The sequence below is a fragment of the Streptomyces sp. MBT53 genome (genome assembly GCF_016654115.1).
Lineage (GTDB): Bacteria > Actinomycetota > Actinomycetes > Streptomycetales > Streptomycetaceae > Streptomyces.
In genome coordinates this window covers 24,517-45,352 of record NZ_JAEQAZ010000105.1, presented here as the reverse complement: position 1 = coordinate 45,352, position 20,836 = coordinate 24,517, and the positions used below count along the sequence as shown (strand labels likewise).

19 protein-coding genes are annotated in these 20,836 nt (G+C 70.9%); 14 read left to right on the top strand and 5 right to left on the bottom strand.

Going from position 1 to position 20,836, the window contains the following annotated elements:
- The 6 genes from JHN45_RS31900 to JHN45_RS31875 form a co-directional block, all read left to right on the top strand.
- A partial coding sequence (locus JHN45_RS31900; protein ID WP_201052237.1) for an aminotransferase class I/II-fold pyridoxal phosphate-dependent enzyme occupies positions 1 to 1,050 on the top strand: 1,050 nt, incomplete at its 5' end.
- The gene (locus tag JHN45_RS31895) at positions 1,047 to 2,021 is read left to right on the top strand and encodes a diiron oxygenase (RefSeq protein ID WP_201052231.1); all 975 of its coding nucleotides are present in this window, start codon (positions 1,047 to 1,049) and stop codon (positions 2,019 to 2,021) included. The genes JHN45_RS31900 and JHN45_RS31895, both read left to right, overlap by 4 nt.
- Entirely contained in the window at positions 2,018 to 2,749 is a 732-nt protein-coding gene (locus JHN45_RS31890; protein WP_201052223.1) for a tryptophan 2,3-dioxygenase family protein, read from the top strand. The genes JHN45_RS31895 and JHN45_RS31890 overlap by 4 nt, the downstream gene beginning before the upstream one ends.
- A gap of 143 nt (positions 2,750 to 2,892) precedes the next feature.
- A complete protein-coding gene (locus JHN45_RS31885) occupies positions 2,893 to 3,864 on the top strand; it encodes a pirin family protein (protein ID WP_200715684.1) in 972 nt (323 codons plus the stop codon).
- A gap of 223 nt (positions 3,865 to 4,087) precedes the next feature.
- Positions 4,088 to 4,480: a peptidase inhibitor family I36 protein gene (locus JHN45_RS31880; RefSeq protein ID WP_201052221.1), complete on the top strand. Its 393-nt coding sequence runs from the start codon at positions 4,088 to 4,090 to the stop codon at positions 4,478 to 4,480.
- 63 nt (positions 4,481 to 4,543) lie between these two features.
- Complete coding sequence (locus JHN45_RS31875; RefSeq protein ID WP_201052215.1) at positions 4,544 to 5,614, top strand: AI-2E family transporter; 1,071 nt, start codon at positions 4,544 to 4,546, stop codon at positions 5,612 to 5,614.
- On the opposite strand, the gene JHN45_RS31870 is transcribed toward JHN45_RS31875, so the two are convergent.
- Complete coding sequence (locus JHN45_RS31870; RefSeq protein ID WP_201052213.1) at positions 5,560 to 7,728, bottom strand: SpoIIE family protein phosphatase; 2,169 nt, start codon at positions 7,726 to 7,728, stop codon at positions 5,560 to 5,562. The genes JHN45_RS31875 and JHN45_RS31870 overlap by 55 nt on opposite strands.
- 174 nt (positions 7,729 to 7,902) lie before the next feature.
- Here JHN45_RS31870 and aspS point away from each other — a divergent pair, with 174 nt between their 5' ends.
- From aspS to JHN45_RS31845, 5 genes are all read left to right on the top strand, one after another.
- Entirely contained in the window at positions 7,903 to 9,666 is a 1,764-nt protein-coding gene (gene aspS / locus JHN45_RS31865; protein ID WP_201052207.1) for an aspartate--tRNA ligase, read from the top strand.
- A 155-nt stretch (positions 9,667 to 9,821) separates the two neighbouring features.
- Complete coding sequence (locus JHN45_RS31860) at positions 9,822 to 10,787, top strand: intradiol ring-cleavage dioxygenase (RefSeq protein ID WP_200715679.1); 966 nt, start codon at positions 9,822 to 9,824, stop codon at positions 10,785 to 10,787.
- Positions 10,788 to 10,940: 153 nt separating this feature from the next.
- Positions 10,941 to 11,342 (top strand): hypothetical protein, encoded by a 402-nt coding sequence (locus tag JHN45_RS31855; RefSeq protein WP_307783249.1) that lies wholly within the window; start codon positions 10,941 to 10,943, stop codon positions 11,340 to 11,342.
- A gap of 138 nt (positions 11,343 to 11,480) precedes the next feature.
- Positions 11,481 to 11,726, top strand: a complete 246-nt coding sequence (locus JHN45_RS31850) for a Scr1 family TA system antitoxin-like transcriptional regulator (RefSeq protein WP_307783248.1) — start codon at positions 11,481 to 11,483, stop codon at positions 11,724 to 11,726.
- Between the two features lie 2 nt (positions 11,727 to 11,728).
- Positions 11,729 to 11,920, top strand: coding sequence for a DUF397 domain-containing protein (locus JHN45_RS31845; RefSeq protein ID WP_201052205.1), 192 nt, complete (start codon positions 11,729 to 11,731; stop codon positions 11,918 to 11,920).
- 29 nt (positions 11,921 to 11,949) lie between these two features.
- On the opposite strand, the gene JHN45_RS54475 is transcribed toward JHN45_RS31845, so the two are convergent.
- Positions 11,950 to 14,484 (bottom strand): FG-GAP-like repeat-containing protein, encoded by a 2,535-nt coding sequence (locus JHN45_RS54475; RefSeq protein ID WP_307783246.1) that lies wholly within the window; start codon positions 14,482 to 14,484, stop codon positions 11,950 to 11,952.
- A 197-nt stretch (positions 14,485 to 14,681) separates the two neighbouring features.
- Between JHN45_RS54475 and JHN45_RS31835 the strand changes: the two genes are divergently transcribed.
- Together JHN45_RS31835 and JHN45_RS31830 are read left to right on the top strand one after the other, a co-directional pair.
- Positions 14,682 to 15,698, top strand: a complete 1,017-nt coding sequence (locus tag JHN45_RS31835; RefSeq protein ID WP_201052203.1) for an intradiol ring-cleavage dioxygenase — start codon at positions 14,682 to 14,684, stop codon at positions 15,696 to 15,698.
- 110 nt (positions 15,699 to 15,808) lie between these two features.
- Positions 15,809 to 17,170 (top strand): polysaccharide lyase family 1 protein, encoded by a 1,362-nt coding sequence (locus JHN45_RS31830; RefSeq protein WP_200715934.1) that lies wholly within the window; start codon positions 15,809 to 15,811, stop codon positions 17,168 to 17,170.
- A 51-nt stretch (positions 17,171 to 17,221) separates the two neighbouring features.
- Here JHN45_RS31830 and JHN45_RS31825 read toward each other — a convergent pair whose 3' ends face one another.
- Positions 17,222 to 17,698, bottom strand: a complete 477-nt coding sequence (locus JHN45_RS31825; protein ID WP_200715935.1) for a hypothetical protein — start codon at positions 17,696 to 17,698, stop codon at positions 17,222 to 17,224.
- Positions 17,699 to 17,744: 46 nt separating this feature from the next.
- Positions 17,745 to 18,389: a TetR/AcrR family transcriptional regulator gene (locus JHN45_RS31820; RefSeq protein WP_200715936.1), complete on the bottom strand. Its 645-nt coding sequence runs from the start codon at positions 18,387 to 18,389 to the stop codon at positions 17,745 to 17,747.
- Between the two features lie 116 nt (positions 18,390 to 18,505).
- Here JHN45_RS31820 and JHN45_RS31815 point away from each other — a divergent pair, with 116 nt between their 5' ends.
- Positions 18,506 to 19,249 (top strand): SDR family oxidoreductase, encoded by a 744-nt coding sequence (locus JHN45_RS31815; protein ID WP_201052201.1) that lies wholly within the window; start codon positions 18,506 to 18,508, stop codon positions 19,247 to 19,249.
- On the opposite strand, the gene metG is transcribed toward JHN45_RS31815, so the two are convergent.
- Positions 19,246 to 20,835 (bottom strand): methionine--tRNA ligase, encoded by a 1,590-nt coding sequence (gene metG / locus JHN45_RS31810; RefSeq protein WP_201052187.1) that lies wholly within the window; start codon positions 20,833 to 20,835, stop codon positions 19,246 to 19,248. The two genes, JHN45_RS31815 and metG, sit on opposite strands and share 4 nt — an antisense overlap.
- Between the last annotated feature and the right edge of the window lies 1 nt (position 20,836).

Here is a 20,836-nt window from a genome sequence, read left to right as displayed (position 1 = left end):
CCCGTGACCCCGGCCTCCCGCCAGGCCGCCCAGCTGGTCGCCGGTTCCCCCGCCATCGCGGAGGCGCACTTCCGGGCGGAGGCGTCGCCGTACCACCCACGGCTGCGGCCCGACGGCTGGCTGAATCTCGGGACCGCGGAGAACCGGCTCGTGCAGGACCTGCACACCGAGCCGCCCCGCCCGCTCACCGCCCGCGACACCCGTTACGCGCCCCTGTACGGCAGCCCGGAGCTGCGCGCGCATCTCGCGCGGCACCTCACCGTCCCGGGGGAACGCCCCGTCGACCCCGAAGACCTGGTCGTGGTGGCCGGGGCGACGGCCGCCCTCGACGTCGTCGCCACGGCCCTGTGCGACCCGGGCGAGGCGATCGTCGTGCCCACGCCCTGCTACGGCGCCTTCGACACGGACTTGGCGGACGTGGCGGCCCACCATGGCGTGGACGTCGTCGCCGACGAGATCTACGCGGGCTCCGTGTTCGGGCCGCGCTCCTTCACCAGCCTGCGCACGGTCGCCGCCGACCCCGCCCGCGTGCACACCGTGTGGGGCTTCGCGAAGGACTTCGGGCTCCCCGGCTTCAAGGCGGGCGTCCTGCACACCACCGACCCGGAGATCCGCGCCGCCGCCCGCGCCCTCGCCTACTTCGCCCCCGTCTCCACCCACACCCAGGCCCATCTCACCTCGCTCCTCGCCGACCCCGCCCGGGTGCACGCGTTCCTCGCCGAGAACCGCCGCCGCCTCGGCGCCTCGTACGACCGCGCCACGGCCCTGCTCGACGCCTTCGGCATCCCGTACGCCCCCGCCCAGGCGGGCTGCTCGATCTGGGCCGACCTGGGCGACCGTCTGCCCCACCCCGGCTTCGCCGGCGAACGCGCGCTGTGGCGGGAGATCCTCGACCGCACCCACGTCAGCATCCTGCCCGGCGAGGCCTTCCACGCTCCGCGCCCCGGCTGGTTCCGCGTCTGCCACTCGCTCGACGCGGCCCTTGTGACGGAGGCCCTGACCCGCCTCGGCCGCCTGCTCGCCCGGAACCGGAAGGGGGGTACTCCGTGACGGCCCACGACACACCACCGGGCCCGCTCGACCGCTGGTACGAGCAGGCCGGCGTCCGCACCGGCGTGCGCCGCATGTTCCACGAGGAGACCGAGCGCGGCCGGGTCTTCTTCCCGGTGGCCCTGGTGCCGTACGCCCGCCACGAGGCCGTACGGGAACTGCCGCCCGAGCGGCTGCGCGAGCTGACCGTGCGGCACCTGTACCAGTTCCTGCTGTCGACGACCCACCTGGAGACCCGGGTCGTCAACACGGCCGCCGAGGCCGTCGCCAACGGCCGTACCGGACTCGGCCTGCCCGCCGCCCTGCGCCCGGACGCCTTCAAGGTCTACTGCGACGAGGGCTACCACGCCCTCTACAGCCTCGACCTGGCCGACCAGATCGCCGCCGTCACCGGCATCGCGATACCGGACCAGGACTACGGCGGCTTCGTCGAACGGCTACGGGCCTCCGCGCACCACGCGCTGCCCGGCGCGCCCGCCCTCGCCGGACTCCTCCAGGCGGTGGTGTTCGAGACGCTGATCACGGCCGTGCTGAACGAGGTGCCCGGCGACGCGTCCGTGGTCGGCGTGGTCCGCGACCTGCTGCGCGACCACGCCCGGGACGAGGGCCGCCACCACCGTTTCTTCTCCGCCCTCTTCCGCGAGCTGTGGACCCACCTCTTCGTCACCGACCGGACGGCCGCCGCCCACGCCCTGCCCGAACTGATCCGGGCCGCCCTGACCTGGGACCTCGCCCCCGTCCGCACCTCCCTGCGGCTGGCCGGCCTCGACCCCGACACCGCCCGCGAGGTCGCCGACGACTGCTGCGCGACCGGCCCCGACCCCCGCCGCCTCAACGACACCGCCCGCTCGACGCTACGACTCTGCGCGGCCGTCGGCGTCTTCGAACTCCCGGGCGCCCGCGAGCACTTCGCCGCCCACGGCCTCGGCGACGGCCAGAGCTTCGGCGACGGCCACGAGGAGACCCCGTGAACCCGACCACCACGAGCCTCACCTATGGCACGTACCTGCGGCTCCCGCAGCTCCTCGGCCAGCAGCTGCCCCTCGCCCCCGCCGCGCACGACGAGCATCTCTTCATCACCGTGCACCAGGTGCACGAGTTGTGGTTCAAGCAACTGCTGGTCGAACTCACCGACGCCCGCGACCGGATGCTGGCGGGCGAGAACGCCGTGGCGGTACGACGGCTGCGCCGCTGCCGGGAGATAGAGCGGGCGCTGCTCGACGCGCTGACGCTGCTGGACACCATGGCGCCGGACGACTTCCGGGAGTTCCGCGATGCGCTCGGCACGGCCAGCGGCGGGCAGTCCGCGCAGTTCCACGAGGTGGAGGCGCTCTCGGCGCGCCGGGACCACCGCACCCGCTCGATGCGCTGGCTGACGGCGGCCGAGCGGGCCCGGCTGGACCGGCGGCTGCTGGAGCCGACGCTGTGGGACGGGTTCCTCGCGGCGGCGGCGGATCTCCCGCGTGCGGGCCGGCCCGCGGCCTTCCTCGGTGAGGGCCCGCTCGGGGAACTCGCGGACGCGCTGCTCGGCCACGACGAGGGCTGGGCGCTGTGGCGGGCCCGGCACGTCCGGGTCGTGGAGCGGCAGATCGGCAAGGGGCCTGGTACGGCGGGCAGTTCGGGTGCCGCGTATCTGCGGGAGCGCAGCGGGGAACGGTTCTTCCCGGAGCTGTGGGAGGCTCGGGGCGCCGTGCTGTGAGCCCCTGACGTGCCCGCTGTGTGTGCCCGCCGTGCGGGCGGGTCGGGTGGAAGCCCGGAGGGAATGTCCTCCGGGCTTCTTCTGTTGTGGGGTAGCAGAAAGTTCAACGCTCAACTAAACTCGACGCACAAGGAGGTCCCGACATGCCTGCAGTGACCGTAGAGAACCCGCTGACCCTGCCCCGCGTGGCCGCGCCGGCCGACGCCGTGGCACGTCCCGTGCTCACCGTCACGACCGCACCCGGCGGTTTCGAGGGTGAGGGCTTCCCGGTGCGCCGAGCGTTCGCCGGGATCAACTACCGTCACCTCGACCCGTTCATCATGATGGACCAGATGGGCGAGGTGGAGTACGCGCCGGGCGAGCCCAAGGGCACCCCCTGGCACCCGCACCGCGGCTTCGAGACGGTCACCTACATCATCGACGGCGTCTTCGACCACCAGGACTCCAACGGCGGCGGCGGCACCATCACCAACGGCGACACCCAGTGGATGACGGCGGGCGCGGGCCTGCTGCACATCGAGGCGCCGCCGGAGTCCCTCGTCGTGTCCGGCGGGCTCTTCCACGGGCTCCAGCTCTGGGTGAACCTCCCGGCCAAGGACAAGATGATGGCCCCCCGCTACCAGGACATCCGCGGCGGCCAGGTCCAGCTCCTCACCACCCCCGACGGCGGCGCGCTCCTGCGTGTCATCGCCGGTGAGCTGGACGGTCACCAGGGCCCCGGCATCACGCACACCCCGATCACGATGGTGCACGCCACCGTGGCCCCGGGCGCGGAGCTGACCCTGCCCTGGCGCGAGGACTTCAACGGCCTCGTCTACGTCATGGCGGGCAAGGGCTCGGTCGGCGCCGACCGCCGTCCGATCCACCTGGGCCAGACCGCCGTCTTCGGCACCGGTTCCTCCCTGACCGTCCGCGCGGACGAGCAGCAGGACTCGCACACCCCGGACATGGAGGTCGTCATCCTCGGCGGCCAGCCCATCCGGGAGCCGATGGCGCACTACGGCCCGTTCGTCATGAACACCCGTGAGGAACTCCAGCAGGCCTTCGAGGACTTCCAGAAGGGCCGGCTGGGCACCATCCCCGCCGTGCACGGCATGGGCGAGGGCGGCCTGTAAGCCGCGTAAGCCTTCCTGGAACCTTCGTAGAGCCTTCGTAGCGCTGAACTTCCCGAAGCCCCGTCCTCCTCCGGACGGGGCTTTCGGCATGCGGTTCGGCGGCCCGCCCGGGTCCTCCGCCCGGGTCCTCCGTCCGGGTGACCTCGGCCCGGCCTGGGCATGAAGGTCCCGCTCATGGAAAGGGACGGGCTGAAAGTGGACGTCGAATGCAAGGAAGTCACCCGTGCGTATCCGCATGAGTCCGGCCGTCGTCATGGCAGCCACCTGTCTCGCCCTGACCGGCGCGGCGAGCCCCACCCAGGCCACCACCCCCTCCACCCGACAGGCCGCGAGCGCCGCGTCGCACCGCGCGGACGAGAACTGCGGGGCGGGGGAGATCTGCTTCTGGCACGACAGGAACTACTCGGGCACCCCCTGGCGGTGGACCCCCGGCTCCGGGTACCGCGACATGCCGTCCAACCTGCACGACCACGTGTACTCCTTCAAGGCCAACGCCAACGCGTGCTTCATCGACTGGAGCCCGCAGGAGAAGCGGCCGGTCCTCTCCGGCGACTACGCCCAGGCCTACGACACCAACTTCGGCACGCGGATCGACGCGGTGGGCCCCACCTGCTGAGTCCGTCACCCGGGCGGGCCGTCCCCACGGGACGGCCCGCCTTCCGCGTGTTCGGCTGGGACCGTGCAGCTCCTCCCGGATCCCGTACGACGCCTCGCCGCCTGGTGCGCCGTCCTCCTGCTCGTCTCCGGGGTCGGCTACGTCGGGATCCGGCTCTGTGTGGAGTTCAGGACCGCCGTCACGCCCGTGCTGCTCGCGCTGCTCGGCACCGCGCTGCTCGGGCCGCTGTACCGGCGGCTGGTGAAGGCCGGGGTCAACCGGTCCGTGGCCGCCGCCGTCACCTGTGTCGCCGTCGTCGCCGCGGTCGGCGGGGCCGTCTACATCGTGGTGGCCGCGCTGATCGACACCGGGGACCAGATCGTGTCCTCGCTCAAGGACGCGGCGACCTCCGTATCCGACCACTTCGGGGCCGCCGGGACCTCACTGGACGACCTGGCCTCCAACGCCAAGGAACTGCTCACCAAGTTCGGCGGGACGGCCGCCTCGAACGTGATCAGCGGGGTCAGTGTCGTCGGCGAGGTGATCGCCATGGCCGTGCTGGCGCTGCTGCTCGTGTTCTTCTTCCTGCGCGACTCCCACCTCGCCACCGGACTGCTGCGCTCGCTCGCCCCGCACGGCACCGCCGACCTCGTCGAGGCCATGGCCCGCCGGGCCTTCGAGGGCGTCGAGGGCTTCATGCGCGGGACCACCGTGATCGCCCTCATCGACGCCACCTGCATCGGCATCGGCCTGCTCGTGCTGGACGTGCCGGGTGCGGTGGGTCTCGCCGCGCTGGTCTTCGTCGGCGCCTACATCCCCTACCTCGGCGCGTTCCTCTCCGGCGCGGTCGCCGTGCTGGTCGCGCTCGCCGACCGGGGTGCCGTCATCGCCCTGTGGGCCCTCGGGGTCGTGCTCGCCGTGCAGGTGCTGGAGGGCCACGTCCTCCAGCCGATGATCCAGAGCCGGACCGTCCAGATGCACCCGGCGGTGGTGATGATCGCGATCACCGCCGGAGCCTCTGTGGCCGGCATCCTCGGCATGCTGCTCGCGGTCCCGCTCACCGCCGCCGTCTTCGGCGTCGTCCACGAACTGCGGGAGCGCTACGGCACGGCTGACCCCGCCGTGGAACCGTCGCCGTCGCCGTCGGACTCGTAGAGCTCGAACCAGATGCTCTTGCCCTCGCCCCTCGGGTCCACGCCCCAGGTCTCGGCGAGCAGCTCGATCAGCAGCAACCCGCGCCCGGAGGACGCCAGTTCACCAGGGTGCCGCTTGTGCGGGAGGTCGTCGCCGGCGTCCGTGACCTCGACCCGCATCCGCCGCTCACCGGGCTCACCGGCCACCTCGGCGGTCAGCAGGGCGTCGGCGTCGGTGTGCACGAGAACGTTGGTGAGCATCTCGGAGACCAGCAGCACCGCCGAGTCGACCTGGTCGGCGCCGGTCCAGTCGTGGAGGAGCTCGCGCAGCTGCTGCCGGGCCACCGCGATCCGCTCGGGCTCGGCCTGCGCGACCGTGAGCACCGTGCGGCGGATCTTCGGCGGGTCGGCCACCGTGTCGCCGCAGCCGCAGCTCTCGCCCTCCCGGGAGAGCAGGAGTACGGCGATGTCGTCCTCGCGGCGGTCGGCGAGCGGGCCGGTGGTGTGGTGCGAGGAGGGCCCGTGGACGGCCTGGACGAGCGCGTCGGCCAGTTCCTCCAGGTCGCCCTTGTGCTCCTCCAGGATGGTCCGGATGCGCTGCCAGCCGGTCTCCAGGTCGTGGCCGCCGGTCTCGATCAGCCCGTCGGTGCAGATCAGCATGGTCTCGCCGGGTTCCAGGGCGAGCGTGGTCGTCGGATAGTCGGCGTCCGGGTCGATACCGAGCGGCAGTCCGCCGGCCGTGGGCCGCATCAGCACCGTCCCGTCCGCCATGCGTATCGCGGGGTCGGGATGGCCGGCGCGGGCGATCTCCAGCACGCCGGTCTCCGGGTCTGCCTCGACGTACAGGCAGGTCGCGAAGCGCGGGTCGGTGATCTCCGCGCCGCCGTTGGTGATGCCGTGCAGGAAGCGGGAGGCGCGGGACAGTACCGCGTCCGGGCGGTGCCCCTCGGAGGCGTAGGCGCGCAGGGCGATGCGGAGCTGCCCCATCAGCCCGGCGGCACGCACGTCATGGCCCTGCACGTCCCCGATGACCAGGGCGATGCGCCCTCCGCCAGAGGGGGGACCCCCAGGCAGCGGGATCATGTCGTACCAGTCGCCGCCGACCTGGAGGCCGCCGCCGGTCGGTATGTAGCGGGCGGCGACGCTCATGCCCGGGATCTCCGGGCCCAGCGTGGGCAGCATCGAGCGCTGGAGTCCGTCGGTCAGCTCCCGCTCGGACTCGGCGACACCGGCCCGGGACAGGGCCTGGGCGAGCATCCGGGCGACCGTGGTGAGGACGGACCGCTCGTCCGGTGTGAAGGCGACCGGGTAGGTGAAGGCGGCCATCCAGGCGCCCATCGTGCGCCCGGCGACGGTCAGCGGCAGGAACGCCCAGGACTGCCGGTGGAAGTGCTGGGCGAGCGGCCAGGTGACCGGGTAGCGGGACTTGTACTGCTCGGGCGTGGACAGATACACGGCACGGCCGGTCCGGACGACCTCGGCGGCCGGATAGTCGGTCACCGTGGACATGTGCGAGAACGGGTCCTCGTCCCCGGGCTGGTGCCCGTGGTGCCCGATGATCGTGAGCCGGTCGCCCGACACCCCGAACACGGCGAGGCCGTCCGGTGAGAAGCCCGGCATCGACAGGCCCGCCGCGACCCGCAGCACCTCCGCCGTGGACCGTGCCTCGGCGAGCGCCCGGCCCGCGTCCAGCAGGAACGCCTCGCGGGAGCGCCGCCAGTCTCCGGTGACCGCCGTCCGCCCGGCGGGCGTGCCCGGCGTGGGCTCGGTGACCTCCTGGAGGGTGCCGATCAGCTCGAACGACCGGGTCTCGGGGTCGTAGGACGGCTTGGAACGGCTGCGGACGGTACGGATGACCCGGCCCCGCCCGTCCATGATCCGGATCCGGACCTCGGCGAGGGTGTCCTCGGCGACGGCCAGGCCGACGACCCCGGCGATCTCGTTCCAGTCGACGGGGTGAAGTCTGGCCCGGGTCTGGGCCTCCGTGAGGGTGGTCGGCTCGGCGGGCAGCCCGAGCAGCCGTGCGGCCTCGGCGTCCACCGTGACCAGCTCCGAGGCGGTGTCCCAATGCCACAGACCGGTCGCGAGGGCGGCGAGTACCTCCCCCACGGCGGGCAGGGGCTCACCAGTGCGCATTGCCCCACTCTAAGAAGAGGAGATCGAACCCTGCCACCGAGGGAGCCCTGAGCTAATGGTGGGGAGGCGCTCCATGGGTGGCCGGTACCCTTGGGGGGTCCGGGCTCCGGCCCCGGATGTTTCACGTGAAACACATGAAACAGACTCTGATCCGCGAAGGCTGGATGAACGACGATGCATCGGTACAGGTCCCACACCTGCGGCGAGCTCCGCGCCTCTGACGTCGGCACCGACGTCCGGCTGAGTGGCTGGCTGCACAATCGGCGCGACCTGGGCGGCATCCTCTTCATCGATCTGCGCGATCACTACGGCATCACGCAGCTCGTCGCCCGCCCCGGCACGCCCGCGTACGAGGCCCTCGACAAGGTCACCAAGGAGTCGACGGTCCGCGTCGACGGCAAGGTCGTCTCCCGGGGCACGGACAACGTGAACCCGGACCTGCCGACCGGTGAGGTCGAGGTCGAGGTCGGCGAGGTCGAGCTGCTCGGTGCCGCCGCCCCGCTCCCCTTCACGATCAACACCGAGGACGGGGTCAACGAGGAGCGGCGCCTGGAGTACCGCTTCCTGGACCTGCGCCGCGAGCGCATGCACCGCAACATCATGCTGCGGTCCTCGGTGATCGCCTCGATCCGCTCGAAGATGGTCGCCCTCGGCTTCAACGAGATGGCCACCCCGATCCTCTCCGCGACCTCCCCCGAGGGCGCGCGCGACTTCGTGGTCCCGTCCCGTCTGAACCCGGGCAAGTTCTACGCCCTCCCGCAGGCCCCGCAGCAGTTCAAGCAGCTGCTGATGATCTCCGGATTCGACCGCTACTTCCAGATCGCGCCCTGCTTCCGCGACGAGGACGCGCGTGCGGACCGCTCGCCGGGCGAGTTCTACCAGCTCGACGTCGAGATGAGCTTCGTCGAGCAGGAAGACGTCTTCCAGCCGATCGAGAAGCTGATGACGGAGCTGTTCGAGGAGTTCGGCGGTGGCCAGCCGGTCACCTCCCCGTTCCCCCGGATCCCGTTCCGCGAGTCGATGGTGAAGTACGGCTCCGACAAGCCTGACCTGCGGGCGAAGCTCGAACTCACCGACATCACGGACGTGTTCGAGGGCTCGGACTTCAAGGCGTTCAGGGGCCAGCACGTGCGCGCGCTGGCGGTGCCGGACGTGGCGTCGCAGTCCCGCAAGTTCTTCGACCAGCTCGGCGACTTCGCGGTCACCCTCGGAGCGAAGGGCCTGGCCTGGGTCCGCGTGACCGAGGACGGCTCGCTGACGGGCCCGATCGCGAAGTTCCTGACGGAGGACAACGTCGCGGAGCTGACCAAGCGCCTGTCGCTGGCCGCCGGTCACGCGGTGTTCTTCGGCGCGGGCGAGTTCGACGAGGTCTCGAAGATCATGGGCGCGGTGCGGGTGGAAGCCGCGAAGCGTGCCGGGCACTTCGAGGAAGGCGTCTTCCGCTTCTGCTGGATCGTCGACTTCCCGATGTACGAGAAGGACGAGGAGACCGGGAAGATCGACTTCTCGCACAACCCGTTCTCGATGCCCCAGGGCGGTCTGGAGGCCCTGGAGACCCAGGACCCGCTGGACATCCTGGGCTGGCAGTACGACATCGTCTGCAACGGCGTCGAGCTCTCCTCCGGCGCGATCCGGAACCACGAGCCCGACATCATGCTCAAGGCCTTCGAGATCGCGGGCTACGACCGCGAGACCGTCGAGGAGCAGTTCGCCGGCATGCTGCGCGCGTTCCGCTTCGGCGCCCCGCCGCACGGGGGGATCGCCCCCGGCGTCGACCGCATCGTCATGCTGCTCGCGGAGGAGCCGAACATCCGCGAGACGATCTCCTTCCCGCTCAACGGCAACGCCCAGGACCTGATGATGGGCGCGCCGACGGAGCTGGACGAGACGCGACTGCGGGAGCTGCATCTCTCGGTGCGGAAGCCGCAGCCGAAGTAGGAGGCGGCCGACGGGAGCCGAGGCTCCGGGGCTCGAAACCGGCGACGGTTTCGAGCCCCTTTCGCCTGTGCACAGGATTCACAGCGCATTCTCATGTTCATGTCATGTTGGGTGCCCCTAGCGTCCCGGGCATGACGGATTCCCCAGTACCCCCCATGGATTCTGAAGTCCCTGAGGACAAAGGCCAGTTGGCGCGCCGTACGGTCCTGGTGGCCGGCGGTGTGGTGGTGACGGCGGTGGGCGTCGCCGGAGCGCTGTCGGTGAACGCCTCGGCGCAGGAGCGCGGCGGTCCGCATCCGCCGAAAGGGACACCGCCGGCCTCGGGGGAGGCGTGCTACACGCTCACCTCCGAGCTGACCGAGGGCCCGTACTACATCGACGCCGACAAGATCCGCCGCGATGTGACGGAGGACCAGGAGGGCATCCCGCTCACCCTGGACCTGAAGGTGATCGACGCGGACACCTGCAGACCGCTCCGCAACGCGGCCGTGGACATCTGGCACTGCAACGCGACCGGTATCTACTCGGGCTACGAGGCGAGCAGTGGTGGCGGTGGCGGCCCGGCCCCCACGGGCGCACCGCCCTCGGGCACCCCGACCGGCACCCCGACGGGTGGTCCGCCGCCCGGTGGCGGCGGAGGCCACCAGGAACCCACCGACGCCGACCGCTTCCTGCGCGGCACCTGGCACACCGACCGCCACGGCCAGGTCACCTTCAAGACGGTGTTCCCGGGGTGGTACCAGGGCCGCTGCGTCCACATCCACGTCAAGGTCCACGTCGACGGCGAGTGGACGGACGCGGGCTACGAGGGCGGCCACACCTGCTTCACGGGCCAGCTGTTCTTCGACGAGAAGTCGGTACTGGCGTCGGCGCTGGTCGAACCGTACGTCTCGAACACGACGACCCGCACGACACTCACGGAGGACGGGATCTATCCCCAGAACGGCCACGAGGGCGGCCTGTTGTACCTCAAGTACGACAAGCGGCACATCGGGCGGGGTGTGCACGGGCATCTGACGCTCGGGGTGACGCCGGACGAGACGAACGACGGGGAGGGCGGCGGAGGAGGCCCGGCCCCGTCGGCTTCGGCGTCCGCCTCACCCTCGGCCACGACAGGCTGACGACCGGGTTACGACAACACCGGCCTCGTACGCCCCACTCGCCCCCCCACTCCCCCCACCATGGAAACCTCGCAGCGGACGCACAGGAATATCGATGTGCCTGCACAGAGGCAGGGCGTGTCATGGACGTACGAGGCCGGAACCGTCCGGCCCGTGGACCGTGAAGGCCGGGAGGAAGCGATGGGATACGTCGTACTCGCACTGCTGTTGACAGCCGGGGCGGCGTTCGCCGTCGTCGCGCAGCGCCGCTCGCACCGGCCGCCGGGCGTGTCCGACCTGGACGCGGAGGTCGAGGCCAGCGGCTGGGTACTGCGGCTCGGCGCGAGCCTGTCCGTCCCCGAGGCGAGGATCTGGGCGGGCGCGGGCGAAACGGCGACGCGGGCCCTGACGGCCGCCGCGGAATGCCACCGAGCGGCCGGCGCCCGACTGTCCGCGGCCCACACGGCGGACGAATACGCCCAGGCGACCCGGGTGGCCCAGGAGGGCCTCGCCCACATCGCCACGGCACGGGCCGCCCTGGGGAGCGGGCCGGTACTGGCGGACTCGGCGGCGTAGGCCTGGTCGGTGACGGATTCGGGCCGGGAAGCCTCAGGGGCCCAGACGAACAGGTCTTCGGCCGTGGACGCGGTCAGGGACCGGTCGAACCAGAGGGTGAGGGTGTCGAGGTCGGTGCAGGAGGCGATGCGTTCCCGGATGTCCGACCGGCGTGTGGCGCGGGGGCAACTCGACGAGCTCCTGGAGCCGTCGGAGCGACCCGGTGTCACCGTGCGCGTGATCCCGTTCGATGTCGACGGGTTCGCGGGTGCCAGTGCCGCCCTGCTGTACGCGGGTGGACGCGTGCCTGTGCTGGACACCGTGCAGAAGGACACAGTGGAGTGGGCATCACTTGAACCCGCCCCGTCGCGGGATTTCCTCCATCGCCTCGCCAAGGAGTCGTAGCCGTGGTCGAGTGGCAGAAGTCGACCTTCTCAAGCGGCTCGGACGGTTCCTCGTGCGTGGAACTTGCTTATGGCGAAGGTGAGTTGCTGCTCAGAGAGAGCGACGACCCCGCCCGAATACTCCCCGTCACCTCCACGGGTCTCGCCGCCCTCCTCCACCGCGTCGCCCCGCCCGCGGGCGCCCGGGACCACTGAAGCCCCAGGCGCCCATGGCAACGGTGGTTCTACGACAGGGACTTGTACCCGCCCCACCCGCTCGAGAGCTTCGCCCGCGCCCCGAACGACCCCTTGCCGTCACCGCTGTTGCGGTACAGGTTGCCGCTGGTGTCGCGGGAGACGAGGTCGGTCTTGCCGTCTCCGGTGATGTCGCCGACCCCGACGACCGTGTCGTACGAGCTGCCCCACGCGCCGAACAGCTTCACCCGTGCCCCGAACGTGCCGTGGCCGGTGCCGTAGTAGCGGTACAGGTTGTTCGCCTTGTCCTGCGCCAGCAGGTCGCCGACGCCGTCGCCGTTGAGGTCACCGACCCCGACGAGCTTCTTGTACGTCTTCCAGTTGGCGTACAGCTTCACGCGGGCGGCGAGCTTGCCCGCGCTCGTGCCCTTGTAGAGGTAGACGTCCCCGGTGGACGTGTTGCGCGCGATCAGGTCGGGGCGGCCGTCACCGCTGATGTCGCCGGGGGATGTCAGGACGTCGTACTGGTTCCAGCCGCTCGTGCCGAGGGACGTGTACGACGTCGACGGTTTCGCTGCCGTGCCGCAGGCCGGCTTGTAGAGGCGCAGTGCGCCGCTGCTCAGGCGGACCAGGACGTCGTTGCAGCGGTCGCCGCTCAGGTCGCCGAAGGCGATCGGCTTGATGGTCGCCGGCCAGCCCGTGGCGGTGGTCTTCGCGGAGAAACCGCCCTTGCCCGTGCCCTGCTGATACGTCAGCGCGCCCGAGGAGTTGAGGGTGAGGAGGTCGCCCGTGCCGTCCGGAGTCGAAGACGTGCCGGCGAAGTCGTGGGTCACCGCCGCTCCGCCGGTGACCTTGACCTGACCCGTGGCCAGCTTCACCGCCGTGGTCGCGCCCGTCTGGGTGGCGCTCAGAGTCCAGGTCAGGGGGCCGTTGGGGGCGTAACTCCCGGATGTCGTACGGCCGTTCCAGCTCAGCGTGGCCTTGAGGTCGGCGGCCGTGCCGGTCAGGGTGCGGACGGTTCTGCCCGCCCGGTCGGTGACGGTCACCGTGAAGGCGGAGGTGGGTCTGCTGAGCTGCCACGTCGGCGCCCAGGCGCTGCTGGACGTGCTGGTGCCCTTGAGCGCGGCGGTCGCCGGGACGGTGGAGGAGGTGACGGCGAGCGTGGGCCAGGCGGTCCGCGAGCCGTACAGCACGCCGACGCTGCTGCCGGTCCTGTTGCCCGTCCAGACGGCGGTCGCGGCGCCGTCGTCGCCGACGCTGATCCGACCGCGGACGTACGCGGCGGCCGATCCGGGCAGTTGGGTGGCGGTGGTCCAGGTGCCGTCGCTGCGCACCGACTCCATCAGCACGCGCCCGCCGCCGCCCGTCTGGGTCCACAGGGTGTGTACCGTGCCGTCGTCGCCGACGGCGCTGTCGTACTGCTCGGGGACGTACGACGTCGACAGCGTCCGTACGGCCGACCAGGCGCCGGTGTCCGCGTCACGGGTGGCGGTGCGGGTGCTGAAGGTGCTCGTGTAGTCGACCCAGACGAGGGTCACGTCGCCGTCTGGTGCGATCAGCGGTTCCGGGGTGTCGACGAGGTCGTCCGTGGCGGTCACGGACTCCGGCGCGGACCATGTGCCGTCGGTCGCGGCGCGGGTGGCCGTACGGATGGACTCGGACTGGTCCGTGGCGGTGGCCTCGTAGGCGATCGTCACGGACCCGTCGGCGGCGGCCGTTGCCTCGGGATCGCTGATGGACTGGTAGGAGTCCGTCGCGGCGCTCGGCGCGCTCCACTCGGTGGCGCCGGGTGCCTTGGACACCGTACGGACCGAGGCGGACTCGCCCACGGTCTGCTTGTACACGACGACGGTCGTTCCGTCGGGGGTGACCACGACGCTCGGCGCGTAGGCCGCGTCGGCGCCGTCCGTGTCCGTGGTGCTGAGCTGCACAGGGGCCGACCAGGTGCCGTCCGCGCCACGGGTGGCGGCGTGGACCTCGGCCTTCGACGTACTGGCGGCCCTGGTGGCCCAGACCGCGGTGAGCGCCCCGTCGGGCGCCTCGGCGAGGTCGATACCGCCGTCGTACCAGGCCGTGTCGGCGCCGACGAGTTCGGTGGGCGCGGACCAGGCGGAGTGGTCGGCCGCCAGCACGGAACTGACCAGGCGGATGTCGAAGTCCCCCGATTCCGGGGCGGTTTTGTCCGGGAACTCCACCCACAACGCGGTCACCGTGCCGTCGGCGGAGGCGTGCAGCTTGACGCTGCCGGGCTCGGTCGGGGTCGTGGCGAGCAGCGTGGGGGTGCCCCACGTGTCACTGCCGGCCGGTCGTACGGCGGCGTACAGCTTCCGTTCGCTGCTGCTGGTGCTCGCGAACTGGTTCCACACGGCGACGGCGGAGCCGTCGGACGCGGTGACGACATCCAGCACCGAGGCGTCGACGTCGGTGCCGGTGATCTGGGTGGCGCTCGCGGCCCAGGGCGCGACCGGAGCCGCGGCCGCTGAACCGGCGGCCAGGACCGGCAGCAGGGTGCCGCCCGTCAGGGCGAGCGTCACCGAGGAGATCGCGAGCGCCGTCCGGCGCCGCGAAAGGGCGTATCTGCCCACGTGTTCATCCCTCCCCACGGAGGAGGATGCGCCCCCTCCGCACAAGTGTGCGAACTTTACCAGCGCCTTCACGGAGGACGCGGAAGGGAGCAGGAGGGGAGCAGGAGGGGGGCCCGTCTCTCGACGCCTTCAGGATTCATGGGAAATCACAGCCCACTCCCATGCTTCTTACAGTCCTCTTACCTACCGTCCCGGGCATGACGGGAAACGAAACAGCGAACGAGTCGCCGGAACAACCGCGCAGCCAATCCCCCGCGCACAAACGGGACTTGACCCGACGCAAGGTCGTCGTGGCGGGCGGAGCCGCCGTCGCCGCGGTGGGTGTGGGCGGAGGGCTCGCCGCGAGCGCCTTCGCGGACGGGGCGACCTCCCCCCGGTCCCCGAAGAGCACGGCGACCGGTGCCGAGGCGTGCTACACGCTCACCTCGGAGACCACCGAGGGGCCGTACTACATCGACGCCGACAAGATCCGCCAGGACATCACCGAGGACGAGGAGGGCATCCCGCTGACCCTCACCCTCAAGGTGATCGACGCCGAGACCTGTAAGCCGGTCGGGAACGCGGCCGTCGACATCTGGCACTGCAGCGCGCTCGGCATCTACTCCGGCTACGAGGCGATGGGCAGCGGCGGAGCCGGAGGCGGCGGCGCCCCCACCGACGCGCCCTCGGGCACCCCCACGGACACACCGTCCGGCACCCCCACCGGCGAACCCCCGTCCGGCGCCCCCTCCGGCGGAACCGGCGGCGGCCACTCCGAGCCGACCGACGACGAGCGTTATCTGCGCGGGACCTGGAAGACCGACAAGCGCGGCCAGGTCACCTTCAAATCGGTGTTCCCGGGGTGGTACCAGGGCCGTTGCGTCCACATCCACGTCAAGGTGCACGTCGACGGCGAGTGGACGGACGCCGGTTACGAGGGCGGACACACCTGCCACACCGGCCAGTTGTTCTTCGACGAGAAGTCGGTGCTGGCGTCGGCGACGGTCGAGCCGTACTCCACCAACACCACCACCCGCACGACCCTCACCGAGGACACGATCTACCCGCAGAACGGCCACGAGGGCGGCCTGCTCTTCCTCGACTACGGCAAGAAGCGCACCGCCGACATCGCCAAGGGGGTCCGCGCCCACCTCACGATGGCTGTCGCCCCGGACGAGACCCACGACAGCACGGACACCCAGCCGAGCGCGACGGCGTCGGCGTCCGCGTCCTAGCCGGCCGTAACTGTGCTCAGGGTCAAGAAAGTTGGCGGGACGCGGCAACCTTCTTGATCCTGACGGCCACTGAGGAGTCGTAACCCCTCGCCGCACCAAAGGACTCCCCCGTGGCCACGCCTTCCCCCGCCCCTTCCCACCGCCGCTCCCTCCGCAAGCGCCGCACCGTCGTCGTCACCGCTGCCGCAGCCGTCGCAGGCATCGGTGCGGGCTTCCTCGTACTCAATGCGAACGCCGCCGGTACCGGCGTCGACCTGTATCACCAGACCCTCGCGGCCAAGGACGGCTGGGCCTCGTCCGGTGCCGGGACCACCGGAGGGGCGAAGGCCGATGCCGCGCACACCTTCACCGTCAGCACGCGGGCGCAGCTCGTGAAGGCGCTCGGGTCCGCCAGTGACACCACGCCCCGGATCGTCAAGATCAAGGGCACGATCGACGCCAACACCGACGACTCGGGGAAGAAGCTGAGCTGCGCCGACTACGCGGCCGGGACCGGGTATTCGCTGTCCGCCTATCTCAAGGCCTTCGACCCCTCCACCTACGGCCGCTCGAAGCTGCCCTCCGGTACGCAGGAGAAGGCGCGGGCCGCCGCCCAGGCCAAGCAGGGGAAGAACGTCATCTTCCGGGTGCCCGCGAACACGACCGTCGTAGGCGTGCCCGGCACCAACGCCGGGATCACCGGCGGCATGCTGCAGATCCAGGGCGTGGACAACGTCATCGTCCGCAACCTGACCTTCGCCGCCACCCAGGACTGCTTCCCGCAGTGGGACCCGACGGACGGGGACAGCGGGAACTGGAACTCGCAGTACGACGCCGTGACGCTGCGCGGTGCCACGCATGTCTGGGCCGACCACAACACGTTCACCGACGCGCCGGGGCTCGACACCTCCGACCCGACGTACTACGGGCGCCAGTACCAGATCCACGACGGCGACCTCGACATCACCAAGGGCTCGGACCTGGTGACCGTCGAGCGCAACCAGTTCACCAACCACGACAAGACGATGCTGATCGGCAGCAGCGACACCGACAGCGTCGGCAAGCTGCGCGTCTCCATCCACCACAACGTGTGGAAGGGCATCGTGCAGCGCGCGCCGCTGGCCCGGATCGGGCAGATCCACATCTACAACAACTACTACGACACGACGAACCTCAACGGGTACGTGCTCCAGTACAGCGTCAACTCGCGGGCCAAGGCCCAGGTCGTCGCCGAGGACAACTACTGGAAGATTCCCGCGAGTCAGAAGGTCGGCAAGCTGTTCAGCGGTGACGGCACCGGGTCCATCGCCGGCGGCGGCAACCTCGTCAACGGCACCGCCACCGACCTCGTCGCCGCCTACAACGCCGCCAACTCCAAGAAGCTGAAGACCACCGTGAACTGGACCCCGACCCTCACGGCCGGCCTGGAGACCTCCGCCAAGAACCTCCCGACGGAGCTGGCCACCACGACCGGGGCCGGGGTGCTCAAGTAGCGGTCGCGCTCTGGAGCCGCAACTACCTTGCTGGTGCGGGGAAGTTGCGGCTCAGCTGTCGTACGTGCCGTCCCAGGGCGGTCCGAACGCGTGCCGGTCCGGGTACAGCTCGGCCCAGCCGCCGTCCTCGTCCTCCTCGACCACGAGGCCGAACAGGACGCCGTCGACGGTGCGTTGGAAGGGCCGGACGGCGATGTCGGTGTAGCTGCGGCGGGGGAGGGCGCGCAGCAGTTTCGCCAGGTGGATGCGGGCCTGGGAGAGGACGGAGTCGTCGCCGTGCGGGGCGCGCTGCTGCTCGGCCCAGGTGCCGGCGCACCAGATCTCCGAGTCGCGGTAGCGGCCCGCGGCGTCGAAGGTGTGGAGCACCGTGTAGAGACGTTTCTGCTCTTCCCAGCCGTCGGCGGGACGGAAACCCTGGGGGAACGCGTAGGTGACCGACGCCAGGAACTGACCCTCCGCGTAGCGGCCGACGGCCCCGCTGCGCTGATTCGGGTCGTAGGCGATCGGGATGACCTCGGGGACTGCCATGGCGGCACCTTACGGGTTGGCGCGAACACGTCTACGTCGGGGTCCGTCACCGAGCCCGCATGACCTCGCTGAGTTGACCCGGGGTCAATGGTGGCACCGCGAGGGGACGCGCCGCACCAGCCCGCAGACCGTCGAGGAAGAACCCCAGGCAGCGGCGCCAGGCGTCGGGTGCCGTCGCCATCGACTCGCGGATCACCTGGGACATCGCCCAGATCAGGGTGACCAGGTCCTCCGGCTCGAAATCGGGGCGCAACTGCCCGCTGTCCCGGGCCCGTTCGATGATCTGCTCCGCGCGCCGGAAGCCCCGGTGACAGGCCTGTTCGACCTCCCCCGCCGCCCGGAACCGCTGCGCCAGCGCGTCGTTGAGGCCGTGGTCCTCGGCCTGCAGCGCGAAGAGTCCCTCCAGGTACCCGACGAACCCGTCCCAGGGGTCCGGGGCCGCCAGCGCCGAGTCGACGATCCGCTCCAGCGCGGCCAGCCGCTCCGGGAAGATCGCGTCCCAGAACGCCTCCCGGGTCGGGAAGTGGTTGTACAGCGTGCCGATGCTGACCCCGGCCCGCCGGGCGATCTCCTCCAGCGGCGCGTCCAGCCCGCGCTCGCCGAACACCTCGGTGGCGGCCACGAGCAGCTTGTCGCGGTTGCGCGCGGCGTCGGCCCGCAGGGGCTTGGGGGTGGGGGCGGGCTGGTGCATGACGCCATCATACGGAACTTGAGATGAGCCTCAGGTTCCGTGCTACGGTCGGAGACGTAAGTTGAGGTGAACCTCAAGTTAGCCGTGTCCGTGAATTCGCCCCGGAAGGCTCCGCCATGCCCGCATCCGCATCGCAACAGCCGAGGATCGCCGTCGTCCTCGGGGTCGGCCCCGGCCTCGGCATGTCCGTCGCCCACCGCTTCGGCCGCGAGGGATACACCGTGGTGCTCGTGTCCCGCAGCGACGTCCGGCACGCCGGCTATGTCGCGCAGCTGACGGCGGCGGGGGTCGAAGCGCGGTCCTACGTCGCCGACGTGCGCGACGCCAAACAGCTCGGCTCCGTTCTCGACACCGTCGCCGAGCGCTACGGCCGTATCGACCTCGTCTACTACGGGCCGGGCGCCCTCGACCTCGACAAGAGCCGCCCCGAGCCGATCACCGAGACCGCCTCCGCCGACGTCCAGGAGGCGATGAGCTGGATGTATCCGGCCGTCGACGTGGTGGGCAAGGTGCTGCCCGGCATGGTCGAACGGGGCGCCGGTGCCTTCGTGTTCGCGGGCGGGCTCAGCGCCGTGGTGCCGATGCCCACCCTCGGCGCGCTCGCCGTCTCGGCCGCCGCCCTGCGCAACTACGCCCTGACCCTCAACGCCGCGCTCGCCGACACCGGGGTCTACGCCGGGAACCTCGTCATCGGCGGACTCATCGAGCGCGGTGACATCCACCGGCTGATCACCTCGAACCCCGAGCAGTTCGGGAACGTCGGCGACCGCACCCTCGACCCGGACGAAATCGCCGACGGCGCCTGGGAGTTGGTGGCGCGCCGGGACCGGGCCGAGGACACGTTCAGCGTGTTCGGCTAAGCCTTCGAGGAGTCCTCCGTACGGTCCTCGAGGCGCGGGAAGAGAACCGCGCCCTTCGTCACCGGGGAGCCGGGCGGAAGCGCACCCCAGGCCGAGGCGTCCCGGATCCGCTGGCCGGACAGCGGACCCAGGGTCGCCGCCGCGCCCAGGGAGTCCCACAGCCGCTCCGACGTCTCCGGCATGACCGGTGCGAGGAGGATCGCGATCGCGCGGAGGGAGTCGGCCGCCGTGCAGAGGATCGTCGCCAGACGGGCGCGGGCCCCGGGGGAGTCGGACTTGGCGACCTTCCAGGGTTCCTGGTCGGTCAGATAGCCGTTGACCTGCCGGACGAAGTCGAAGACGGCCAGGATGCCGCCCTGGAAGTCGAGTTGGTCGCCGATACGGCGGTCCGCCTCCGAAGTCGCCGTCAGCAGGCCCGACTTGAGCGCGCGCTCGGCCTCGGTCTCCTCCCCCGGCGCGGGCAGCACGCCGTCGAAGTACCTGGCCGTCATCGCGGTCACCCGGGACGCCAGGTTGCCGTAACCGTTGGCGAGTTCGCTGGTGTAGCGGGCGGTGAAGTCCTCCCAGGAGAAGGAGCCGTCCTGGCCGAAGGCGATCGCGCGCAGGAAGTACCAGCGGTAGGCGTCCACGCCGAAGTGCGCGGTCAGGGACTGCGGGCTGATGCCGGTCAGGTTCGACTTGGACATCTTCTCGCCGCCGACCAGCAGCCAGCCGTTGGCGGCGATCCGGCCCGGCAGCGGCAGGCCGTTGGCCATGAGCATCGCCGGCCAGATCACGGCGTGGAAGCGGAGGATGTCCTTGCCGACCAGATGGACGTCGGCGGGGAAGGTCGCCGCGAACTTCGCCGGGTTCGAGCCGTAGCCCACCGCCGTCGCGTAGTTGAGGAGCGCGTCGACCCAGACGTAGATGACATGTGACGCGTCCCAGGGGACCTTGACGCCCCAGTCGAAGGTCGAGCGGGAGATCGACAGATCCTGGAGGCCCTGGCGGACGAAGTTCACCACCTCGTTGCGGGCCGAGGCGGGCTGGACGAAGTCCGGGTGGGCTTCGTAGTGGGCGAGGAGCCGGTCGCCGTACTCGCTCAGCCTGAAGAAGTAGTTCTCCTCCTTGAGGAGTTCCACCGGCCGGCGGTGGATGGCGCACAACAGGGTGCCGTCCTCCGCCTCGATCAGCTCGCCGGGGAGCTTGTACTCCTCGCAGTAGACGCAGTACGGGCCCTCGTAACCGCCCTTGTAGATCTCGCCCTTGTCGTGCAGATCCTGCACGAACTCCTGGACGCGGTCGGTGTGCCGGCGTTCGGTGGTGCGGATGAAGTCGTCGTTGGAGATGGCGAGATGGTCCCAGAGCGGCTTCCAGGACTCCTCCACCAGACGGTCCGCCCACTCCTGCGGGGGCACGCCGTTCGCCTCCGCCGTGCGCAGGATCTTCTGGCCGTGCTCGTCCGTGCCGGTGAGGAACCAGACGTCCTCACCGCGCCGGCGGTGCCAGCGGGCGAGGACGTCGGCGGCGACGGTGGTGGAGGCGTGGCCGAGGTGCGGGGCGTCGTTGACGTAGTAGATGGGCGTGGTGACGTAGTAGTACGTCACC